Here is a 20,665-nt window from a genome sequence, read left to right as displayed (position 1 = left end):
TGCCGACCACCGTGCGTTGTACGCACGCGGAAAGCGCGGGTACGAGGCGGGTGTCAGACCCGGAAAGGCAACTGGACATGGACGACGGCGGCCGGACGGCGGACGACGAACAGCAGGCGGAGCACGAACCCGAGTCGGGCATCCTGAAAGTCTTCGGACGCCAACTCAAGCGCCTACGGGAATGGGCGGACATGGAACGCACCGAACTCGGCGCCAGGACCGGCTACTCCCCCTCCACCATCGCCTCCTACGAGCAAGGGCGGCGCATCCCGCCACCCGAGTTCATCGACCAGGCCGACGGCGTCCTGGGCGCACACGGCGTCCTCATCGAGCTGAAGGAGGAGGTGGCCAAGGCCCAATACCCGGCATTCTTCCGTGACGCGGCACGACTGGAGGCCAAGGCAGTCGAGTTGCATGTGTACGCGACGCAGGCCGTGCCCGGGTTGTTGCAGACGGAGGAGTACGCGCGGGCGGTGTTCGGGATGATGCGGCCGCCCCTGGATGAGGGGATCCTCGAAGGGCGTGTGGCAGGACGTCTTGCGCGGCAGGAGATCTCCGTCTGCCGTCCGACGCCCCTGTTCAGCTTTGTGATCGACGAGTCCGTACTGCTGCGCCCTATCGGAGGACGGGACGTACTCCGCGGCCAGTTGGAACAGATCCTGCTCATCGGCCAGAAGAAGACTGTCGAGATCCAGGTCATGCCACTAAGCCGAGAAGAGAACTCAGGGCTGGCCGGTCCCTTCACCTTGATCGAGACCAAGGATGGGCGCAGGATCGCCTACGTGGAAGTGCAGAACGTGAGCCGCCTTCGCACAGACCGGGATGCGGTCCGGGCTCTTGAGAACAAGTACGGGGTCCTTCGCGCTCAGGCCCTCACGCCCAGGGAATCACTGACCTATATCGAGAAGGTGCTGGTAGCGACATGAACGTCGACACGACCACGCAAAGCCCGTACCAGCTGGCATGGGTCAAGAGCAGCTACAGCAGCGAAGAAGGCGGTGAATGCGTCGAGGTCGCAACCAACGCCTCCGCTGTGCACATCCGCGACTCGAAAGACATCACGCGGTGCGCGCTGACTGCGTCCCCCGACGCCTGGGCCACATTCGTCGACTTCGCCATAGCGCAGACATCCTGACGGACCGAGCGGGTGCTCTGCCCTCTTCAGTACGAGGGCAGAGCACCCGGCGACCGGCTCAACCCGCCAGTCCTGATGGAATCAGTGGCTGGGAGCCTCGACGACCTCTCCCGTGGGGGCGCTGGCGCCGACGGGCTTTCCGAAGTCGGAGTAGTTGATGGTCGGCAGGTCGTCCCGCCCCGCCACCTCGCGCTTGACGAGGTTCGGCTTGCCGGTGGTCGCGACGTAGTAGGTGACGCCCTTGTCTCCGACTTTCCGGCCCACCGAGACGACCGGCACACCGTTCACAGTGGTGCTCTTGCCTACGGTGAGGTCATCAGATGCCTTGTCGGGCTTGGTGAACTGTTCTTGGTGGCAGTAGGTGCCCAGGGCCCTCATCAGCGGGTTGGCGGGCGTGCCGTGCAGCCACTTGCCAGACGGGATCGTGGCGCCGTGCGCCTGCATCCCCGCGGCAAATCGAGCGTCCACCTTGCCCCAGATGTCGCTGCCCTTGCGGATGACCTCGAACGAGCCCTGCTGCAACCTGTCGACCTTGCCGACGCATTCGGTAGCGGAAAGCTTGATGTCAGTCTTCTGCTTGGAGCTGGTCCCCTGCTCCCGGAAGGCACCGGCATCGGCGTTCGCCTGCCTTGCCTTGTCGTAGATCTCCTTGGCGGACTGCTTCTCGATGCCGTTCGGCTTGGCCTGGCTGCCGGTTGAGGCACCGGGCGCGGAACTGCTCCCGGGGGCAGACGCGTTACCGGTCGACCCTCCAGCGTTGTCCGGGCCGCAGGCCGCCAAGGAAGTGATCGCGGCCGCGCAGGTCACAGCGAACGTGACGTGGCGGACGACGCGTGTACGAGTCTTCAACATGATCCCCGTTGTTGCGTGTTGATGTTTTGAAGCAGAGCTCATGATACGTACCTCGAAAGAATGTACGTGTATCGGCGCCGCACTCGGCGGGTCGGCGGGGCCGGCCATTCCCGGCATTCCAACCCGGCCAGCACAAGCGCCCGCACCCCTCGGCGCCCGTGCCGCAGGCACGCCCGCCAGCACCAGCACCTACGCCGATACCGCCGGGCATACCCGGCACCCCGCTGCCGCGCAGAACCTCAGGCGGAGCGAGAGGTCCCGCCCGGGAACGTGCCCGTGCCGTACGGCATTCGCGGCAAGTTCACCGGCGCCGGCCGTAACGGAATCGTTGGTCTCGCTGCCGTAGGGATACCCCCACTCGTCCAGGCAGAGCCACGTCAGCCGGCGGGCCAGCCGAGCTCCGCGCGGTGTGGAAGTGAAAGGCATCGCCAACTCGCCGATTCCGGCCTGGGTTTCGCGGATCCGGGAAAGTACCCCGGAAGAGCGCACTGTGCTGTTCATGGCCCCAACCCTCCCGTCACCGACATACCTTTGACGAGGAGTGATGCGCCGACCACGGTGCGTTGTACGCACGCGGAAAGCGCGGGTACGAGGCGGGTGTCAGACCCGGAAAGGCAACTGGACATGGACGACGGCGGCCAGACGGCGGACGACGAACAGCAGACGGAGCACGAACCCGAGTCGGGCATCCTGAAAGTCTTCGGACGCCAGCTCAAACGCCTACGGGAATGGGCAGGCATGGAACGCACCGAGCTCGGCGCCCGGACCGGCTACTCCCCCTCCACCATCGCCTCCTACGAGCAAGGGCGGCGCATCCCGCCACCCGAGTTCATCGACCAGGCCGACGGGGTTCTGGGAGCGCACGGCGTCCTCGTCGAGCTGAAGGAGGAGGTGGCGCGGGCCCGATATCCGGCGTTCTTCCGCGATGCGGCGCGGTTGGAGGCGAAGGCGGTCGAGTTGCATGTGTTCGCGACGAAGGCAGTGCCGGGCCTCCTTCAGACGCCTGAGTACGCGCGGGCGAGCTTCACCATGTGGCGGCCCTTGCTGGACGAGGAGACAGTCGAAGAGCGGACGGCGGGCCGATTGGACCGCCAGAAGATCTTTACCCGGAGGCCGATGCCCACCATCAGTTTCGTCATCGAAGAGGCAGTGCTGCGGCGCCCTCTCGGTGGATGGCCGGTTATGCGTGGACAGTTGGAACAGATCCTGCTGCACGGTCAGCGTCGCAACGTCGAGATCCAAGTGATGCCGACCGAGCGGGAAGAACACGCAGGGCTGGACGGCCCCTTCACCTTGATCGAGACGCACGATGGGCGGAGGATCGCCTACGTGGAGGTGTACAAGGACAGCCGCCTGCACACCGAGCGGAAAGTGGTCCGGGAGATCGAGGAACAGTACGGGATCCTCAGGGCTCAGGCGCTCACCCCGCGCGAATCACTGGCCTTTGTCGAGAAGTTGCTGGGAGAAGCATGAACATCGAAGCGACCGCGCCGACCGTGCCCGAGTCGGCCTGGTTCAAGAGCAGCTACAGCACTGGCTCGGGTGGCGAGTGCATCGAGATCGCATCCGTCGCCACCACTGTGCACATCCGCGACTCGAAAGACATCACACGGTGCGCGCTGACTGCGTCCCCCGGCGCCTGGGCCGAATTCATCGGCTTCGCTATAGCCCAGACATCCTGACGAACGCGGGGGCTCCGCCCCTCTGAGGCGCGGGGTGGGACGCCTCAAACACATTGGGGTCCGCAGCCCGAAGGCTGCGGACCCCAATCAAATTCGTCTACTTCTCGGCTCGTTCGCCCTACGGCAGAGCCCTAGCGGCCGGGCGGCGGCGGGTAGGAACCGGGCGCGCCGGGCTGCTGGGGCGGGGCCTGCGGGTAGGGCGCAAAGCCCCCCGGGCCACCAGGACCACCGAAGCCACCGGGACCCCCAGGCGGCGGACCGTTGCGACGGCTCTTCTTTCGCACCAGCACCACGATGAGGACGATGACAACGACGACGAAGAGCCCGGCCCCAGCCACCATCGCAGTGAAGGCCGGAGTCCACCCCTTCTTCTTCACGGGCTGCGATGCAGGGTCGCTTCCGCTGCTCCCCGCCGAGTTCGCCTGATTCCCGCCCGACGACGCCTGGTCCGTCGGCATCTTCAACGGCCCGTTCTTCGGACCTGCAGGAATGTCACGCGTGAGTGCCGCAAGCGGCTTGATGAAGCCGTAGCCGTAGTGCTGGTCGGGGAGTTGGATGCCCTGGGCGGAGGGAGGAAGACCGGCGGACTTGACCATGCGGTTGAGGATCTGTCCAGCGGACAGATCAGGGAACTTCTCTCGAAGGAGCGCCGCAGTAGCTGACGCAAAGGAGGTGGCATCCGATGTCCCGGTGTCCTTTTGATACTTGGAAGTACCGCTGTCACCGGCAGACACGATATCAACAGCAGGTCCCGTCAACATCACCTGCGGACCATAGTTGGATCCTGACCAGATTTCACCGCCACCAAGGTTTTGGACCCCGCCAACTGCCACGACCCCGGGGTAGTGAGCAGGGTATTGGATGGCGTCAGCCCCCCCCTTACCATCGTTACCAGCTCCCGCAAAAACCAGCACATTGTGCTTCACGGCGTAAGAGATGGCTTCACTCTCTCCAGGACTGGATTTTCCTGTCATCGAGATGTTGATGACCGAAGCGCCTTTATCTACTGCGTAGCGAATAGATGAGGCCAGGCCGTCTGGCCTCCCGCCGTCATCACGCAGTGGCAAGATCTTGGCGTCCGGCGCTAGCCCCTTGACGCCGGATTCACCTCCCGGCCCGTGCCCGTGGCCAGCGATATTAGCGGCCATCGACGTGCCGTGAGTGTCGCCATCCTTTGGTTCCGCAGATCCTCCGTCCTCAAAGCTCTTGCCTGGGAGGACATTGCCCTTCAGGTCCGGGTGTTGAGACTGAACCCCGTTGTCGATGACCGCAACGGTTACACCCTTCCCTGTAGCAATCTTCCAGACCTCATCAGCCTTGAATGCCTTCAAAGGCCACTGTGCGTCTCTGATCTGGTCTGCCGAAGCAACCGGCGCGGTGCCGAAGAGCAACGCTCCCGCCACAACCGCGCCGCCGACCGCACGCAGCGTCCGCGTGAAGCTCATGCCGTACACCTCTCTCAACAGGATGGGGCCCTCAGCTACGCGCATCGGGCCCCGTCTTGTTACTGCCGAATTGCCAACGACAGCTTGCTACTCGATTACCTTCGGAGCAATGTTCCGCTCCGGCGTCCAGGTCTCCTCGTCCTCCACCAGGTAGTCAGGGCGCTCGCCGCCCTGGCCCTTGTTGTCCTTGCCCTTGGCGCCGTGCGCCCCGGGCGCTCCCGCCATACCGGCAGGACGACGACCTCCGGTGCCAGCACCGGCTTGTGCGCCACCGCGGCTACGGTGCAGGCCGGAGCCGCCCTGCCCAGCGGCACCAGACTTACCGCTGCCGCCGCCGATGATGCCGCCCTTCTGGCGGGCCAGAGGTGCACCGCGCCCGGCGCCACCAGCGCCCTTGGCGCCGCCCTTGGCCCCCGCAGCACCGCCCATTCCGGGCATGCCGGGACGCCCGGCACCGCGACCAGCCGCGCCAGCACCGGCACCGCCGGCACCGGCGCCGCCGCCCTTGATTCCAGCACTGGCGCCCTTGCTGCCGCCACCGCCGATCAAGCCACCAGCACCGCCGCCAATCCCGCCACCGCCCAGAGATCCGCCACCAGCGCCACCGCCGATGCCGCCTCCGCCGTGCACACCACCGCCGAGCCCGCCGGCGCCACCACCGATGCCGGTAGCGCCACCGCCGCCTCCACCTCCGCTCGGAGGCGTGAAGCTCTCAAGTCCCGTGTTCACCTTGGGCCCGAGCGAACCCTTGCCAGGCGCAGGAGCTCCGACGCCGCCGCTGATGCCAGGCGTGTTAGGTGTCGTCGGCAATGTAGGCGCCTTGACTCCTCGGGAGGAGCCACCAGGTCCCTGGCCCATCCCTGAGATCGAGGGGCGACCTACCTGGCGGGGTGCCGGTGATCCAGACGGCATCGGCATCGGGATGGGGGGCGGCGGGCCGCCATCGGGCGATCCCGGGTAGTCTTCATGGTCGCTAACTGAGCGGAGCTTGGAGTTCCACGTCCCCATAGACCTAGCCTGCGACACATAAGCCGCCCCCAGCTGCTCCATCTTCACAGCCATGTGCAACTGCTGCACTTTGCCCGCAGACAAGCTGTCGGAGTTCCTGTCCAGGGCGTCCTGCGTGCTCATGCCGCTCTTCAGGTCGCTCTTCAAGCCGGAGTCGTCGTGGCCGCCGTCCTCGACATACTTCATGGCACTGCTGAACCCGCTGGGCTTCTCCATCGACTCGATCTCAGGCTTGAGATGTTCGAGGATGCTGGCGGCGTTCTTCATCGCCCGGGAGGTGTAGTCGGCGTAGGACGCCCCGTCGCCGATCTTCTTGCTGATGATCTGCGCCTGGGCCTTGAACTTCTCCGCAGCGGCGCCGTGCCAGCTCTGGAGCACTTCGTTCACCGCGGCGTCAAAAGCGCCCTTGATGCCTCCGCCGCTGCCACCGACCAGCTGGTTGTGCACACTCGACCAGCCCTGCGCCACGCTGTGGACCTCGCCCGGGTTGGACGCCTTCACCATCGCCTTCATGGTGTCCATGTCCATCGAGGCGAAGTCCGACTCGTGCTTGGCGTTGAAGCACTGATTCGCCGCAGTGTAGTCGTAGTCGTATTTCGCGCCATCGCCCATTATCTGTTTCCCCCTCTACTGCTCTCCACGCTGACCTTCAGCTCATCCCTACCGGGTCCCATGTCAGTTGGCCATGTTCGCGGCGGTATCGGCTTCCTGGTTCTGGTAGTTGCCGTGCACCTTCTTCGTCTTGGTGCCGAACTCGTTCGTGACCTCATGGAGATGCTCAACGATGGACTCGATGGCGTTCTTCATTTGCGTGTGGGCTTGGTTCAGCGTGTTCGCTTCTTTGAACTCGTGCGCCCCAACGCTGGTCCCCAGAGCATTCGACGACAGCGAAGTCTTGTACCGGGCGTCGGAGTGGGCGCTCCCGAGGTCCCTCAGGATGCCGTTCAGCTTCCTGATGGTGTCTTCAAGAGCACTCAGATCCACCCGATATTGATCAGCCATGCTTGGCCTCCCCGTGTGATGTCAAACCATTCTTGCGGCGCCAGTCGCGCAGGGCGATCGAGGAGCCCACGACCGCGCCGACGGCAAGAAGGCCGCCGCCGACGATGTAGATGGAGATGCGGCCGCGTCGTTCCTCGGTGGTTTCGCCGAGGGTGGCGACGACCGGCAGGATGTTGGAGCCCTCGGCCACGCTGGAGGGCTTGTCCGGCGTGGGTGCGGCGGTCGGCCGGGTGTCGTCCTTGAGTGCGGCGACCGGGTCGATCACGCCCCAGCCGATGTAGTCGTCGCGGCCCCTGCGGACCCGCTCGGCGGTCTGCTCAAGGTGCCAGATGATCTCGCGCGGGCCCCACTTGACCTTGTCGTCCTTGTGCTTGGCGATCAGGAGGGCGGCGGCGCCGGCGGCGTACGGGGCGGCGAAGCTGGTGCCCTGGTCGACGCAGTTGCCGCCGAGCGGGACGGTGGAGACCATGTCGACGCCGGGTGCGGCGATGTCGACGAACTTGCCGGGCTGGGAGAACGAGGCGCGCTCGTTGTTGCGGTCGGAGGCGGCGACGGCCAGGACGTTGTCGTAGGTCTGGCTGTACGCGGCCGGGTAGATGTTCTGCTCCTGGCCGTTGCCACCGCTGTTGCCGGCCGCGGCGACGATCAGGACGCCATTCTGCTGGGCGTTCTTCACCGCCTGCTCCAGCGGCCCCAGCTGGCCCCTGCCGGCGTTGGTGCCCTGCGAGATGTTGATGAGGTCGACCTTGGCCGCGACCGCGTCGTTGATGGCCTTGGCGAGGGTGTCGGCGGTGCCGGCCTTCTCGTCGCTGGTCTGCTGGAACGGAAGGACCTTGGCCTTGGGGGCGAGGCCGTAGAAGCCGGACGTCGAGTTCGGCCGGGCCGCGATGATGCCGGCGACCTTGGTGCCGTGGCCGACCTTGTCCTGGGTCGGATTGCCGCCGACGTACGGCTTGCCGGGGCCCTCGATGGCGTCCTGGAGCTGCTTGTTGCCGGCGTCGATGCCCGTGTCGATGACAGCGACCCTGATGCCCTCGCCCTTGCCGCTGGCCCACATCTGGTTGGTGAGCAGGCGCTGGAGGGACCAGGGGGTCTCTTTGATGTCGTCGGCGCCGAACTTGCACTCACCGCTCTGCAACGGCACGTTGCTGTCCGCGACCGCGGGCGCGGCGGTGACGGTCGACAGGCCGACGATGCAGGCCGCCGTGACCAGGGCGCCCGTCGCCCGGCGGCGGTGCACGGCTCGTTGACCAATGGCGCGAGATCCCACGGGTTGTCTGCTCTCCATGAGGAAGGGACGGAACGAGGTACGGAGCGGTACAGCGAGTACAGCAAGGTACGGGGTACGGCGGTGGAGGTTTTGGTGAAGGTGGGTGAGGAAGGAGTGAGGAAGCGGGGAGCCGGCGTCCGACCGTCGCCCGTGATCGCACCCCCACCCGCACGGCAGAAGGGCGAGCGCACTGGTGCAGCGCGCTCGCCCTCAATCACCACTGTGCGAGCCGTGGGGGCTGCTCAGCCGTATGCCTTCCGTACCCGCATGATGCGAGGTCGGCTACTGCCAGATGCTGGCGTTCTTGGACTCGGTGCTCTGGTAGTTCTGAGCCGCGGTGTCCAGGGCCTTGGCGATGGCCTCAAGCGTCTGCTGCAGGTGCGCGGCGCGCTGGTCCCACTCGCGCTGGCGGGCCTGGTAGCCCTCCTGCGCGGCACCTTCCCAGCTCGCGGCGATCTTCTTGACGCCCGACTCGAGGTCGTCCAGCTGCTGACGGATGTTGTTGGCGGTGCCACGTACGTCCTGGCTCGCCTGGCTGATCGTCTGGAAATTGACGAGGATCTGGCCGCCCATGATGTCTCCTCAAGGGGGGTCGATGATGTCTGGCTGAATTCACGTGCCGTGGGGGCCGGGACCGGAAACAGCCGGCTGGCCGGACCGCGGCGGGTGGGCGAGTGCGCCGGATCAGCGGCGCGGCCCCATCATCCGAACGGCGAAGCCTGGGCGGTGACGTGCGAGATCGAGCTGGCCTGCTCCTCTTCGGAGGCAGTGTAGTTGCCAGTGGTCTGGTCGATCGCTTCCTTGATCTCGCTCAGGAGCTGGTTGATCCGGTTGGCGTCCTCGTTCACCTGCGACTGCAGCTGGTGGTACGAGGAGGCCGCCTGGCCCTTCCACCCGGAGGTGATGTTGTCGACGACCGTCTGGAGACGCTGGATCTCACCGCGGATCGCCTGGTTGACCGAGTCGATGTTGTGGCTGAACGCCACCATCTCCTCGTGCGTGGTTGTGAACTGACCAGCCATGGTCAAGGTCCCCCATGAGACTCGTACGACGGCCGCGCGGCGCCGGCGAGGGCTTGCGCGGATGGCATCTCCTGCTGACGCCTCCTGCCACATTACCCACTCCACACGGGTGTTCCCAACAGGGGGGAGGGGTCTTGTGACGGGATCACAACAATGTCAACTGGGCGGCGGGAGAACGAGGTTCGCCGGAATCCGGCAGATGGTGTGGTATCGGGCGCGGCGGGTGGGTCGGCGCGGTGCGGCGGCGCCGGCCCCGGAGCGGGGTCGGCGCCGCCTCACACCGTGCGGAAGGTGCCCTGCGGGAACCGTGCGGGAAGTGCCGTGCGGAACGTCCCGCCGCCGGGTCAGGACGCCTGCGGCTTACGTGCGCTCTGGACGTCCAGGGCCGGCCCCGCGGAGAGCAGCTTGGACCACGCCTCCAGCATGAGCGGCGGGCGGGCGTCACCGTAGCCGAGGTGGACCTGCGCCTGGTCCTGCTCCTGCTTGTCGTTGCCGGCCTTGTCGGCGGAGTCGTTGTTCCGCGGGACCGAGTAGCGCAGGCCGGTGTCGGTGACCAGGAAGAGGCTTCCGGAGTTCGCCTTCGGGTTGGCGACCTGCTGGTACAGCAGACCGCTGCCGGGGGTGACGTAGGTGGTGGCGCCCGGAGCGATCTTGGCCGGGTAGTCCTTGCCGACCCAAGTGCCCATGTCCGGGAGGCCGTTGGGGTAACCGAGCTTGTCGACGCCCGGGAACTTGGTGGTGGTGCCCTTGTAGACGCTGCACGAGACGCCGCCCTGGGTGGCCGCGCCCAGGCCGCTGGTCTGGGAGCCGTGCGAGAAGTCGTTGGCCGCGGAGACGACCTCCTTGGGCCACGGGTTGTCCAGATCCGTGCCCGCGACCTTGCCGTAGAAGGTGTACGGGTGGTTGGTGCTGTCCAGCACGGGGTGGCGGATGTTGCCGGTGGAGATGTTGATCGGCGTCAGCGCCTTGCCGCTGTTCTTGCCGTTCACCACCTCGGCGTTGTCGCCCTGCTCCAGGAGTTTGGCCACGAAGTTGCTGACCTTCGCGACGCCGGTGAGGAGGACCACGTACTTGTTGCCGTCGCCGTCCTGGAGGATCGTACCGACCTTCTGCGCCGCGGCCGGGAGCTCGGGGAAGGGGGCCGGCCTGCCCGCGGCGTCCACGTGCGGCATGCCGATCGGCCACGGGCTCTTGATCAGTGTGTTCATGAACTCGGCGGACACCTGCTGCGGTTCCGCCTGGCCGAAGATGATCCGCCGCAGGGAGCGGTCGGCCTCGACGTCGGTGTGCTTCATGCCGACCTGGGCCTCGCGCACGCCCTGATTCAGGTCGGCGATCATCTGGAAGGCGTACCCGTTGCTGTCCACCAGCCACTGCACCCCGTCCGGGTCCTGGACGTAGAGGGCCTGGTGGAGGTCGAGCTTGCCCTTCTTGGTGTTGCCGATGTCGTTCTTGTCCTTGCCGTCGAGGACGAAGACGGCCTGCTGGGTCTTGCTGTTCTCGCCGCTGCCGGGGCGGTCGCACACCGCCCAGGTCTTCGGCTTGTCGACCGTGGACGCGGTGGGCAGCCGGTCCGGGGCGTACGGAATCCCGATGGCCGGGCCGTGGGCCAGCTTCCCGTCCAGCTCGGATTCCTTGACCTTGACCACCTGGAACTTCTTGGGGTCGAGAAGGAGTTTGGCCGAGGCCAGATTCAGGACGGGGTACAGCAGCTTCTGCTTTTGCCCGCTTGCGTCCTTACTTGGCAGGACGACGTAGCGCGTGGTGGATTGGTCCCCGACGAGGACATTTACCCCGGGGGTGTCCCATCCCTGTGGGGCGGCCGGCAGGAAAACACCCACGGCTCCGAACACCACAGTGACCAGCACCCCCATCACCACGCTGGGCACCACCGCTTTCAGCGGCTTGGGCGCGCTTTCGATCGAGCCGTTCGGCAGCGGCTTCAGAAATGCCGCATTCGTGCGCTTTCGAGCAAAAGAATACGCACTCAGCTCGTCCCGACGTGATGCCATTGTTGCTTTCTCTCCCCGCCTGTCGGATCCACATCGACCGCCCCCGGCACTCACGCCGTAGCGCCCTCTACTATGCCGTGTATCGATCGAGCCGTACCGTACGGGTGCCACCTTCCAACGCACCAGTCTCAACGGCGGCCGATTCGCCTAGAGACACCACCACCAGTAGAGGAGCAGGCCGGGGGATGTCCAGCGCCACCAGGGCTCGACGCCGCAACGGGCGGCAACAGCAGCAACAGCCTTCCGCTGCACCGCAGAACGCGGGAAACGGGGGCCAAAACGGTACAGCTCCCGGCAATAGAGGAAATGGCGGCCGAACCGCGGCCGGGCCGGTGTCGCCCCGGCTCCGCCAGCAGGCGGGCACCATCGGCGGCGTCCGCGTCCAGCAACTGGCGCTCATCGAAATCGCCGCGGCTCTCGTGCTGGTGGGCCTGTCGGCGCGGAACCCGGTGGCGCTGAGCGTGGCCGCGGTGGTGGCGGTCGTCCTGGTCGTCTTCGCCCTCGGCCGGCGCCGGAGGATCCCGCTGCCCGAGTGGATCACCACCGTGCGCGCGATGAACCGCCGCAACAAGGCCGCGGGCGAGAGCCTTTCCGCCACCCAGGGCGTGGACCCGGCCTTCGCCCCCGTGGTGGAGTGCGACCCGGCGCTGCGCACCCACGAGTACACCGACAACGAGCAGCGCACCGTCGGCTTCGTCGGCGACGGCACGTTCCTGACCGCGATCGTCCAGGTGGACGCCCGGGACGAGCCGCTGCGGCCGGCGCGCGGCCGCCACATGGTCCCGCTGGAGATGCTGCACACCGCGCTGGACGTCGAGGACATCCACCTGGAGTCGGTGCAGTTCGTCCAGTACACCCAGCCCGCCCCGGCGCCGCACCTGCCCGAACAGGCCGTCGCGGCCCGCTCCTACGCGCCGCTCCAGGCCCAGTCGCAGACCCCGGCGATCCAGCTGACCTGGATCGCGCTGAAGCTCGACCCGGAGCTGTGCGCGGAGGCCATCGAGGCCCGCGGCGGCGGCATGGGCGGCGCCCAGCGCTCCCTGCTGCGCGCCGCCGACCAGCTCGTCAGCCGCCTCACCGCGCTCGGCGTGCGTGCCAAGGTGCTCGACGAGCGCGAGGTGGTGGCCGCGGTCGGCACCGCGGTGTGCGTCAGCCCGCGGGCCGCGAACGGCGCGATGGGCCGGGACGGCCGGGGTGCCCGCCGCACCCAGGAGACCACCCGCGCGATGCGCTGCGACGACCGCTGGCACACCACCTACTGGATCGGCCGGTGGCCCCAACTCGGCCGCGGCGGCGCCCCGTTGGCCGCCGTCACCCAGCTGCTGACCAACACCCGGGCGATGGCCAGCACCTTCGCGCTGACCGCGACGCACGGCAGCGGACGGCTGCCGGCCATCTCCGGCTACGTCCGCCTGTCGACCCGTAGCGACAACGAACTCACCGCCGCGCAGGACGAGTTGGAGCGCCGCTCCGGCTCCGCGAAGGTCGGGCTGGTCCGGCTCGACCGCGAGCAGCTGCCCGGCCTGCTGGCCACGCTTCCCCTCGGAGGTACCCGCTGATGGGCACTCCCACGTATCAGCCCCGTGTCACCGTCAGCAGCGACGGCTGGCGCACCCCGACGAACAACGGCGTCGCCGGCGGCCGGGTCTCGCACCAGCCGCGCCCGGACGAGGAGCAGTCCGGGCCGACGGGGCCGAAGGCACGGCCCGGTTTCGGGCTGCGCGGCCCGCGGCGCAACCCGCACGTCCTGACGGCCGAGTCGCTCGCCGAGCTCACCCTGCCGGTCGGCGACGACGGTGTCATCGTCGGCATAGACCCGCAGAACCAGCCCGCCGTGCTCAGCCTGCTGCGCCCCGCGCCGATGGAGATCGCGCTGGTCGGCAGCATGTGGATGGCGCAGGTCCTGGCGCTGCGCACGGTCGCCACCGGTGCCCGGGTCGCGGTGGAGACCGCCCGGCCGCCGGCCTGGGGTCAGATGGCGCAGGCCGCCGGCGGCGGTCAGCAGTGCGTCTCGGTCTTCGACGTGCGCCAGATCGCGCCGCAGGGACCGTCGGTTTCCAGCCCTGTTCTGGTCGTCCGCGACATGGGCGCGCGCCCCCCGCGCAACCAGCTCGCGCCGAGCCCCTGGCAGACCGTGCTGACGGTGCTGCCGTTCCTCGGCCCGCGCTCGCCGCAGATGCTCGGCCGGGCGGACCTGGTCGGTCTGCAGCGACTCTCGCCCGAGGAGGCGGAGGTTGTGACGCGGATCATGCGGCTGCCGGAGAACGTCGGCGCGGTGCTGCCGACGCTGAGCGACAACGCCATGCTGTGGTGCCGGCGGGACGGCGGCCACCAGTTCGTGATGACCCAGCCGACCGACGCGGAGACCAACCTGCTGGGCGGCCCGCGCCGTATGGACTGACCACTCCCGCCGGCCACTTGCCGGGGCACGGACCACGGGCGCATCCACGGGGTGCGCCCGTAGCCGTGCCCGCCGGGGCCGAAGACCACATGGCATCGACTGCCGTTATGAGCCGACTGTTGATTAGGCTGTAGGGAGAGCCGCAGGAGCACGGCACGACAGTGCACGACGGCAGTCGATACGGGGATGGAGACTTACCGCAGTGGTGGCGCAACCCCGGATGGCGTGCTCCGACTTCCGTGACATCCGATCGATCCGCCTGTATCCGGTCCTGCCGTTCAGGTGCGTTGCAGTAGACCAGGAGGCACAGTGAAAGACCAGGAGGCTTTCCGCCCGGACGGGAACGAACCTGACGACGACCAGTCGGAGTTCGACCTGACCGGTGAGTTCAAGATCGATTTTGCGGCTCCCGCCTGGTACAGCAGCAATGACACCAGTGGCGGCGCCGGTGTCCCCATCGCCACGCCGCCCGCCGGCGACCCGACCGCGGGTCCGCCGCCGACCGGTCAGCCGCTGCCCGCGCAGGGTGCCCCGGCCCCCGTTCCGCAGCAGGGTGCGCCCGGTCCGACCGCGCCTCCCGGTTTCCCGACGCTGCGCCCGCAGGACGCGAGCGGCGACGCGCCGGCCCCCGCGGCCGACGGCCCGTCGGCTCCCACCGCCCCCACCGCCCCCACCGCCTCCGGTGACGCCGCCCCGGCCGCCGGCCCCGAGGACGGCGGCAACGTCCGCGCGGGCACCGGGCCGGACCCCTCGGCCTCCCTCTGGGACGACGACGAGGACGACGCGCCGCCCGCCGCCGCGCCCGAACCGCAGTCCGCCGCGGCCCCGCAGCCGGAGCCCGCGCCCGTAGCCCCCGCCGAGGGCGCCCAGGCGCCCGAGGGACAGCCCGCGCCGGCTCCCGGGCCGGACGCCGCCACCGCGGGCGCGGCAGCCGCCGCAGCGGCCGCCCAGCCTGTCGTACAGCCCGTCGCGCAGCCCGCCCAGGGCCAGCAGCCGCAGCCCCAGCCGCAGGGTGCGCCCGCCCAGGGTGTGCCGCCGCAGGGCGTCGCCCCGCAGGGCATGCCGCCGCAGCAGCAGGCGGCGCCGCAGCAGGCGCCGCACGGCGTTCCCCAGCAGGGCGCGCCGTGGGGCGGCGCGGACGCCGGGCAGCAGGGCGTGCCCGGCCAGGGCGCCCCGGCGCAGGGCGGACTGCCGCCGCTGCCGCCGGAGTTCCAGCCCGCCGATCCGCGGATGGCGCAGCCGCAGCCCGGCCAGCAGCCGCCGGCGACGCCCCACCAGGCGCAGCCCCAGCCGCAACAGGCGCAGCCGCAGGCCCAACCGCACGCCCAGCAGCAGCCGCAGGCGTATCCCCAGCAGGCACCGCAGCCCCAGCAGCCGCAGCAGCCCCAGCAGGGCGGCTACCCGCAGCAGGCCGCCCAGGCGCCGCAGCAGGGCGGCTACGGCTATCCGCAGCCCGCGTACGGCTATCCCCAGCAGCCGCAGCCGGGTCAGCAGCCGCCGCAGCAGGCCCAGCCGCAGCCCAACGCCCAGCCGCAGCAGCCCGCTTACGGCTATCCGCAGCAGGGCTACCCCCAGCAGGCACCACAGCAGCAGGTGCCGCAGCAGCAGCCCCAGCACGGTTACCCCCAGCAGGCGCAGCAAGCCCAGCAGCCCCCCGCCCAGCAGTTCGGCGACCCCAACGCGGCGGCCAACTACGCCCAGTACTCCCAGCCCGGCCAGCAGCAGCCGCAGCGGGCCACCCCCGGTGCGCCGCTCGGCTACAGCGCCGCGGTCGAGCTGACCTCCGACCGTCTGCTGCGCAACCAGCCCAAGAAGCGCAAGCCGGGTGCCAACGCCCAGCCGTCCAAGTTCAAGCTGGGCGCCAAGAAGGAGCTGGAGGAGCGCCAGCGCAAGCTGGAGCTGATCCGCACGCCGGTGCTGTCCTGCTACCGCATCGCGGTGATCAGCCTCAAGGGCGGCGTCGGCAAGACCACGACGACCACCGCGCTGGGCGCCACCCTGGCCTCCGAGCGGCAGGACAAGATCCTGGCGATCGACGCCAACCCCGACGCCGGCACGCTCGGCCGCCGGGTGCGCCGCGAGACCGGGGCGACCATCCGCGACCTGGTGCAGGCCATCCCGCACCTGCACAGCTACATGGACATCCGCCGGTTCACCTCGCAGGCCCCCTCGGGCCTGGAGATCCTCGCCAACGACGTCGACCCGGCCGTCTCCACGACGTTCAACGACGAGGACTACCGGCGCGCGATCGACATCCTCGGCAAGCAGTACCCGGTCATCCTCACCGACTCGGGTACGGGTCTGCTCTACAGCGCGATGCGCGGCGTCCTCGATCTCGCCGACCAGTTGATCATCATCTCCACCCCGTCCGTGGACGGTGCCAGCAGCGCCAGCACCACCCTGGACTGGCTCTCCGCACACGGCTACGCCGACCTGGTCCAGCGCGGCATCACGGTCATCTCCGGGGTCCGCGAGACCGGCAAGATGATCAAGATCGACGACATCGTGTCGCACTTCGAGACCCGTTGCCGCGGTGTCGTCGTGGTGCCGTTCGACGAGCACCTCGCCGCCGGTGCCGAGGTCGACCTCGACATGATGCGGCCGAAGACCCGCGAGGCGTACTTCAACCTCTCCGCCCTGGTCGCCGAGGACTTCGCCCGCCAGCAGCAGGCCCAGGGGATGTACGCACAGGGGCAGATGGGCCAGCAGCCGATGGCCGGCGACCCGTACGCCCAGCAGGATCCCTACGCACAGCAGGACCCGTACGCCCAGCAGCAGTACGCGCAGCAGGCGCCGCAGCAGGGCCAGCCGCCGGCCGGCTACCCGCCGCAGCAGGGCGGCTGGGGCCAGCAGCCCACCGGGCAGCCCCCGGCCGGCTGGCAGCAACAGCCCGCTCCGGACGCGCCGTTGCCGGAGCAGGGCGGCTGGACGCAGCAGCAGCCGCCACCGCAGTGAGCGGCGAGGCGTCCGCCCGGCGTGAGCGGACATGAACGAAGGGGCGGGGCCCGGCAGTTGACTGCCGGGCCCCGCCCCTTCGTTGCCCTTCGTACGCCGGGGGCGTGCGACGCGCGCTACGCCTGCCCCGCCTCGGCGATCAGCCCGCGGGCCTGCTTCACGTCGACCGCCATCCGCTCCAGCAGCGCGTCGAGCGTGTCGAACTTCTCCTGGCCCCGGATGTAGGCGAGGAACTCCACGGCGACGTGCAGCCCGTACAGATCGAGCCCGACCCGGTCGATGGCGTACGCCTCGACCGTCCGCACCTTGCCGTCGAACTGCGGGTTGGTGCCGACCGACACCGCCGCCGGCATCGCCTCGCCCTCGACGTGCAGCAGCCCGGCGTAGACCCCGTCGGCCGGGATCGCGGTGTGCGGCAGGGTCTCCACGTTGGCGGTGGGGAAGCCCAGTTCGCGGCCGCGCTGCGCGCCGCGGACGACCACGCCCTCGACCCGGTGCGGCCGGCCCAGGACCTCCCGGGCGCCCGTCACGTCGCCCTCGGCGACCAGCCGGCGGACGAGCGTGGACGAGAACGGCTCACCGCCGCCCGCGGTGCCGCGCTCGAAGAGGTCGATGACCTCGACCGTGTAGTCGTAGGTCCGGCCCAGCTCGCCGAGGCTCTCGACGGTGCCCTTGGCCTTGTGGCCGAAGCGGAAGTTCGGGCCCTCGACCACGACCTGCGCGTGCAACTTGTCGACCAGCACCTTCACCACGAAGTCGGCGGGCGCCAGCTGCGAGAACTCCTTGGTGAACGGGAGCACCAACACCGCGTCCACGCCCAGCTCGGCCATCAGCTCGGCCCGCCGGTGGTGCGGCGCCAGCAGCGGCGGGTGGGTGCCGGGGCGGACCACCTCGCTCGGGTGCGGGTCGAAGGTGACGACCACGGCCGGGACCCCCAGCTCGCGGGCGCGGGCCACGGCCCGCCCGATGATCAGTTGGTGGCCGCGGTGCACTCCGTCGTACGAGCCGATGGTGACGACGCTGCGTCCCCAACCCTCGGGGATGTCCTCCAAGCCACGCCAGCGCTGCACTCTGCCCGCTCCTCGCCCGAACTGTTGTCCGTCCACTGCGCCATTTCGGCATGACGCAGGTCTAAGACTGCCATGCCGGGAGCGCGGCTACGCGCGAAGGGGGGCCTGGCCGCTGTTGCATCGGCCACCCCGCGGGTCCGGCCGGCCACCGGCCGGTTTCCGCCGCTGCGGCCGTGGGCTCCGGCGCCGCCGGCCGCCCGCCCGTCCGGGGACCGCTCCCCCACCGCGCCGTGGCCCGCCGCAGGGCCGCCGGCTCGTCCTCGGCGAGCGCGTCCAGGAGCTCCGCGGCCCGGGGGTGGGCGACCCCGGCGAGCGTCTCGACGAGGGCGTCCAGCGCCCGGGCCCGGTGGGTGTGCAGCAGGGCCTGGGCGGCGTCCGCGACGGTGAGCACATGGGGCGCGTCGGGTGCCGTGCGGAGCGGCCGGTTGTCGTCGAACCAGCCGCACAGCAACGGCTGGATCCGCTCGGGGTCGGCCTTGAGCAGCTCCGCCACGAGGTCGAGGAACCGCCCGGGGCGAAGTCCCGCACCGCCGGGGCGGAACGCTTCTGCGCCGCCTTCGTGCGGCCCCGCGGGGCCGTCGGCCCACCGCAGGGCGTCCACCCATCCGTCGTCCGCGCCGTCGTCCACGGCGCCGGCCGCCGCGGCGCCCGCGGTGTGCACCCGGACCCGGGGCGGCGGGGCGAAGGCCCGCGGCGGCCGGGTGCGCGGCGCGTCCGCGCGCGGTCCGTCGGCCGGCAGCAGCCGGCGCAGCAGCTCCAGGCGGTCCGCCGCCGACAGCGCCAGGCACCGCCAGAACACCGGCCCGAACGCCGCCGGCCCGGTCTCCGCGAAGCCGCCCGCCGTGGCCGACCGCACGGTGATCAGGTCGGCCAGCAGCCGCAGCACGCCCAGATACGGCGTGGCGTCCGGCACCCCCAGCAGCACCCCGCTCAGCCGCCCGGCCGCCCCGTCCCGCAGCTCCGTCCCGGCGGTCGCGTCCACCACCAACTCCCGCCACTCCGCGGACAGTTGATCATCCACCCCGCTTCCGCCGAGCACCCGGAGCGCCTCCCCGCACACCGCGCCGCGCACCTTCCCGTACGCCTCCGTGTCGGCGTCCAGCACCACCATCAGCGAACCTCCCCACCCGTCACCGTGCGTGCTCATCGGCGACGACGGTAGACAGACAGTGATCTTCGCAACAGGGTGTCCGGCGAACGCGCCCCCCTCCGCGCCGTGATTCACTCCGAGCGCCTGCTCGGCGGGGTGAATCATGAGAACGCGCTGGACAGAGTCTCAGCGAGGGGGATGGTGGAGCGCGGGCCGAACGCTCCGCGCCCGTCCGCACGGCACGCGTTCCACCACCTCCCCCGGCCGATCAGACCCCGTGGAGTCCTGGGCGGAGTTGGGCGTACTAGGCGAAGACCGCCAGGCTCTTGGCCCGGCCGCCCTCGTTCTGCACCAGCGCCAGGAAGGTCCCGTCCGGGCCGAAGGCCGCCACCGGGCCGTCGCCCTCGAACTGCGGCATCGGGACCCGCACACCGTTGAGCAGCAGCCGGGACTGCGCCTCGGTGACGTCCCAGCGGGTGAACGCGGCGGCGGCTGCGTCCCCGAGCGGCATGACGGGCAGACCGCCGCCCTCGGGCTCGTCCACCGCCGCCTGGAGCTGCTCCAGGGTCCGCGCGCGGTCGAGCTTGTACGGGCCGACGCGGGTGCGGCGCAGCGCCGTCAGATGGCCGCCGACGCCGAGCCCGGCGCCCAGGTCGCGGGCCAGGGCCCGGATATAGGTGCCGGAGGAGCAGACGACGGAGACCAGCACGTCGGTCACCGGGGTGCCGTCCGCCGCCTCGGCCTCGTGCACGGAGTGCACCACGAACGAGGAGATCGTCACCGGCCGGGCCGGGATCTCCACGTCCTCGCCGTCCAGGACGCGCTTGTAGGAGCGCTTGCCGTCGATCTTGATGGCGCTGACCTTGGACGGCACCTGCATGATCGCGCCGCTGAGCTCGGCGACCCCGGCGTCGATGTCCTCGCGGACCAGGCCGTGCGCCGCCTTGGACGCGGTGATCTCGCCCTCGGCGTCGTCGGTGACCGTGGTCTGGCCGAGCCGGATCGTGCCGACGTACTCCTTCTCCGTCAGCGCGAGGTGCCCCAGCAGCTTGGTGGCCCGCTCCAGGCCGAGGACCAGGACCCCGGTCGCCATGGGGTCGAGGGTCCCGGCGTGCCCGACCCGGCGGGTCCGGGCCATCCCGCGCATCTTCGCCACGACGTCGTGCGAAGTGAAGCCGGAAGGCTTGTCGACGATGACAAGACCTCCCGGCTTGTTGCTCTGCCGCTTCATTCTGCCGCTGCGCCCTCGTCGTCCTCGTCGCTGCCCGGCTTGCGGTACGGGTCCGCTTCACCGGCGTACGTGGCGCCCGAGGAGGCCGCGCGCACCTCGGCGTCCGAGGCGCGGGCCCGGTCGAGCAGATCCTCGATCGTCTTGGCGTTCTCCGGCAGGGCGTCCGCGACGAAGGTCAGCGTCGGCGTGAACTTGGTGCCGGCCGCCGCACCGACCGCGGAACGGAGCACGCCCTTGGCGCTCTCCAGCCCAGCGGCGGCGCTGGCACGGTCCTCGTCGTCGCCGTAGACCGTGTAGAAGACCGTCGCCTCCCGCAGGTCGCCGGTGACCCGGGTGTCGGTGATGGTCACGTGCGTGCCGAGCCGCGGGTCCTTGATGCCGCGCTGCAGTTTCTGGGCGACCACCTCCCGGATGAGGTCCGCCAGCTTCTTCGCCCGCGCATTGTCGGCCACTGGTCCGTCTCCTTCTGAATCTTCCACAATTGTGCTTC

At 69.6% G+C, this 20,665-nt stretch carries 19 protein-coding genes; 7 read left to right on the top strand and 12 right to left on the bottom strand.

Translation table 11 applies throughout. The features are described 5' to 3' along the window. Positions 1-77: 77 nt before the first annotated feature. Positions 78-926, top strand: a complete 849-nt coding sequence (locus K2224_RS34420; protein ID WP_221912128.1) for a helix-turn-helix transcriptional regulator — start codon at positions 78-80, stop codon at positions 924-926. Further along, positions 923-1,135, top strand: coding sequence for a DUF397 domain-containing protein (locus K2224_RS34415; protein WP_221911056.1), 213 nt, complete (start codon positions 923-925; stop codon positions 1,133-1,135). Before K2224_RS34420 ends, K2224_RS34415 begins: the two co-directional genes overlap by 4 nt. Before the next feature lie 81 nt (positions 1,136-1,216). Here K2224_RS34415 and K2224_RS34410 read toward each other — a convergent pair whose 3' ends face one another. Continuing rightward, complete coding sequence (locus K2224_RS34410; RefSeq protein ID WP_221911055.1) at positions 1,217-1,987, bottom strand: hypothetical protein; 771 nt, start codon at positions 1,985-1,987, stop codon at positions 1,217-1,219. 624 nt (positions 1,988-2,611) lie between these two features. Here K2224_RS34410 and K2224_RS34405 point away from each other — a divergent pair. Continuing rightward, entirely contained in the window at positions 2,612-3,460 is an 849-nt protein-coding gene (locus K2224_RS34405; protein WP_221911054.1) for a helix-turn-helix transcriptional regulator, read from the top strand. Continuing rightward, on the top strand, positions 3,457-3,669 hold the full coding sequence (locus tag K2224_RS34400; RefSeq protein WP_221911053.1) for a DUF397 domain-containing protein: 213 nt from the start codon (positions 3,457-3,459) through the stop codon (positions 3,667-3,669). The genes K2224_RS34405 and K2224_RS34400 overlap by 4 nt, the downstream gene beginning before the upstream one ends. A gap of 131 nt (positions 3,670-3,800) precedes the next feature. Here the strand turns inward: K2224_RS34400 and K2224_RS34395 are convergent, their stop codons facing one another. From K2224_RS34395 to K2224_RS34365, 7 genes are all read right to left on the bottom strand, one after another. After that, positions 3,801-5,114 carry a S8 family serine peptidase gene (locus K2224_RS34395; RefSeq protein WP_221911052.1) on the bottom strand — a complete coding sequence of 438 codons (1,314 nt, stop codon included), beginning with the start codon at positions 5,112-5,114 and terminating at the stop codon, positions 3,801-3,803. An 87-nt stretch (positions 5,115-5,201) separates the two neighbouring features. Beyond that, positions 5,202-6,734 carry a WXG100 family type VII secretion target gene (locus tag K2224_RS34390; protein WP_221911051.1) on the bottom strand — a complete coding sequence of 511 codons (1,533 nt, stop codon included), beginning with the start codon at positions 6,732-6,734 and terminating at the stop codon, positions 5,202-5,204. Positions 6,735-6,797: 63 nt separating this feature from the next. Then, complete coding sequence (locus K2224_RS34385) at positions 6,798-7,124, bottom strand: hypothetical protein (RefSeq protein ID WP_221911050.1); 327 nt, start codon at positions 7,122-7,124, stop codon at positions 6,798-6,800. Continuing rightward, positions 7,117-8,394, bottom strand: coding sequence for a type VII secretion-associated serine protease mycosin (mycP, locus tag K2224_RS34380; RefSeq protein ID WP_260693649.1), 1,278 nt, complete (start codon positions 8,392-8,394; stop codon positions 7,117-7,119). The genes K2224_RS34385 and mycP overlap by 8 nt, the downstream gene beginning before the upstream one ends. Before the next feature lie 282 nt (positions 8,395-8,676). After that, positions 8,677-8,967 carry a WXG100 family type VII secretion target gene (locus tag K2224_RS34375; protein WP_221911048.1) on the bottom strand — a complete coding sequence of 97 codons (291 nt, stop codon included), beginning with the start codon at positions 8,965-8,967 and terminating at the stop codon, positions 8,677-8,679. 128 nt (positions 8,968-9,095) lie between these two features. Then, positions 9,096-9,416, bottom strand: coding sequence for a WXG100 family type VII secretion target (locus K2224_RS34370; protein WP_221911047.1), 321 nt, complete (start codon positions 9,414-9,416; stop codon positions 9,096-9,098). Positions 9,417-9,760: 344 nt separating this feature from the next. Further along, positions 9,761-11,428: a type VII secretion protein EccB gene (locus tag K2224_RS34365; protein WP_221911046.1), complete on the bottom strand. Its 1,668-nt coding sequence runs from the start codon at positions 11,426-11,428 to the stop codon at positions 9,761-9,763. 332 nt (positions 11,429-11,760) lie between these two features. Here K2224_RS34365 and eccE point away from each other — a divergent pair, with 332 nt between their 5' ends. The 3 genes from eccE to K2224_RS34350 all read left to right on the top strand — a co-directional run bounded on the left by eccE (position 11,761) and on the right by K2224_RS34350 (position 16,784). Beyond that, on the top strand, positions 11,761-12,987 hold the full coding sequence (gene eccE, locus K2224_RS34360; protein ID WP_221911045.1) for a type VII secretion protein EccE: 1,227 nt from the start codon (positions 11,761-11,763) through the stop codon (positions 12,985-12,987). Beyond that, positions 12,987-13,829 carry a hypothetical protein gene (locus tag K2224_RS34355; protein ID WP_221911044.1) on the top strand — a complete coding sequence of 281 codons (843 nt, stop codon included), beginning with the start codon at positions 12,987-12,989 and terminating at the stop codon, positions 13,827-13,829. Before eccE ends, K2224_RS34355 begins: the two co-directional genes overlap by 1 nt. 309 nt (positions 13,830-14,138) lie before the next feature. Further along, positions 14,139-16,784 (top strand): SCO5717 family growth-regulating ATPase, encoded by a 2,646-nt coding sequence (locus K2224_RS34350; protein ID WP_221911043.1) that lies wholly within the window; start codon positions 14,139-14,141, stop codon positions 16,782-16,784. 116 nt (positions 16,785-16,900) lie between these two features. On the opposite strand, the gene K2224_RS34345 is transcribed toward K2224_RS34350, so the two are convergent. The 4 genes from K2224_RS34345 to rbfA form a co-directional block, all read right to left on the bottom strand. Then, entirely contained in the window at positions 16,901-17,854 is a 954-nt protein-coding gene (locus K2224_RS34345; RefSeq protein ID WP_221911042.1) for a bifunctional riboflavin kinase/FAD synthetase, read from the bottom strand. 61 nt (positions 17,855-17,915) lie between these two features. After that, positions 17,916-19,001, bottom strand: coding sequence for a hypothetical protein (locus K2224_RS34340; RefSeq protein WP_221911041.1), 1,086 nt, complete (start codon positions 18,999-19,001; stop codon positions 17,916-17,918). A 247-nt stretch (positions 19,002-19,248) separates the two neighbouring features. After that, positions 19,249-20,175 carry a tRNA pseudouridine(55) synthase TruB gene (gene truB, locus K2224_RS34335; protein ID WP_221911040.1) on the bottom strand — a complete coding sequence of 309 codons (927 nt, stop codon included), beginning with the start codon at positions 20,173-20,175 and terminating at the stop codon, positions 19,249-19,251. After that, complete coding sequence (gene rbfA, locus K2224_RS34330; RefSeq protein ID WP_221911039.1) at positions 20,172-20,627, bottom strand: 30S ribosome-binding factor RbfA; 456 nt, start codon at positions 20,625-20,627, stop codon at positions 20,172-20,174. Before rbfA ends, truB begins: the two co-directional genes overlap by 4 nt. Positions 20,628-20,665: the final 38 nt, after the last annotated feature.

It is taken from the genome of Streptomyces sp. BHT-5-2 (assembly GCF_019774615.1).
In the GTDB taxonomy this organism is placed as follows: Bacteria; Actinomycetota; Actinomycetes; order Streptomycetales; family Streptomycetaceae; genus Streptomyces.
Note: the sequence above shows the minus strand (reverse complement) of the source record. Positions and strands in the feature narration are given on the sequence as shown.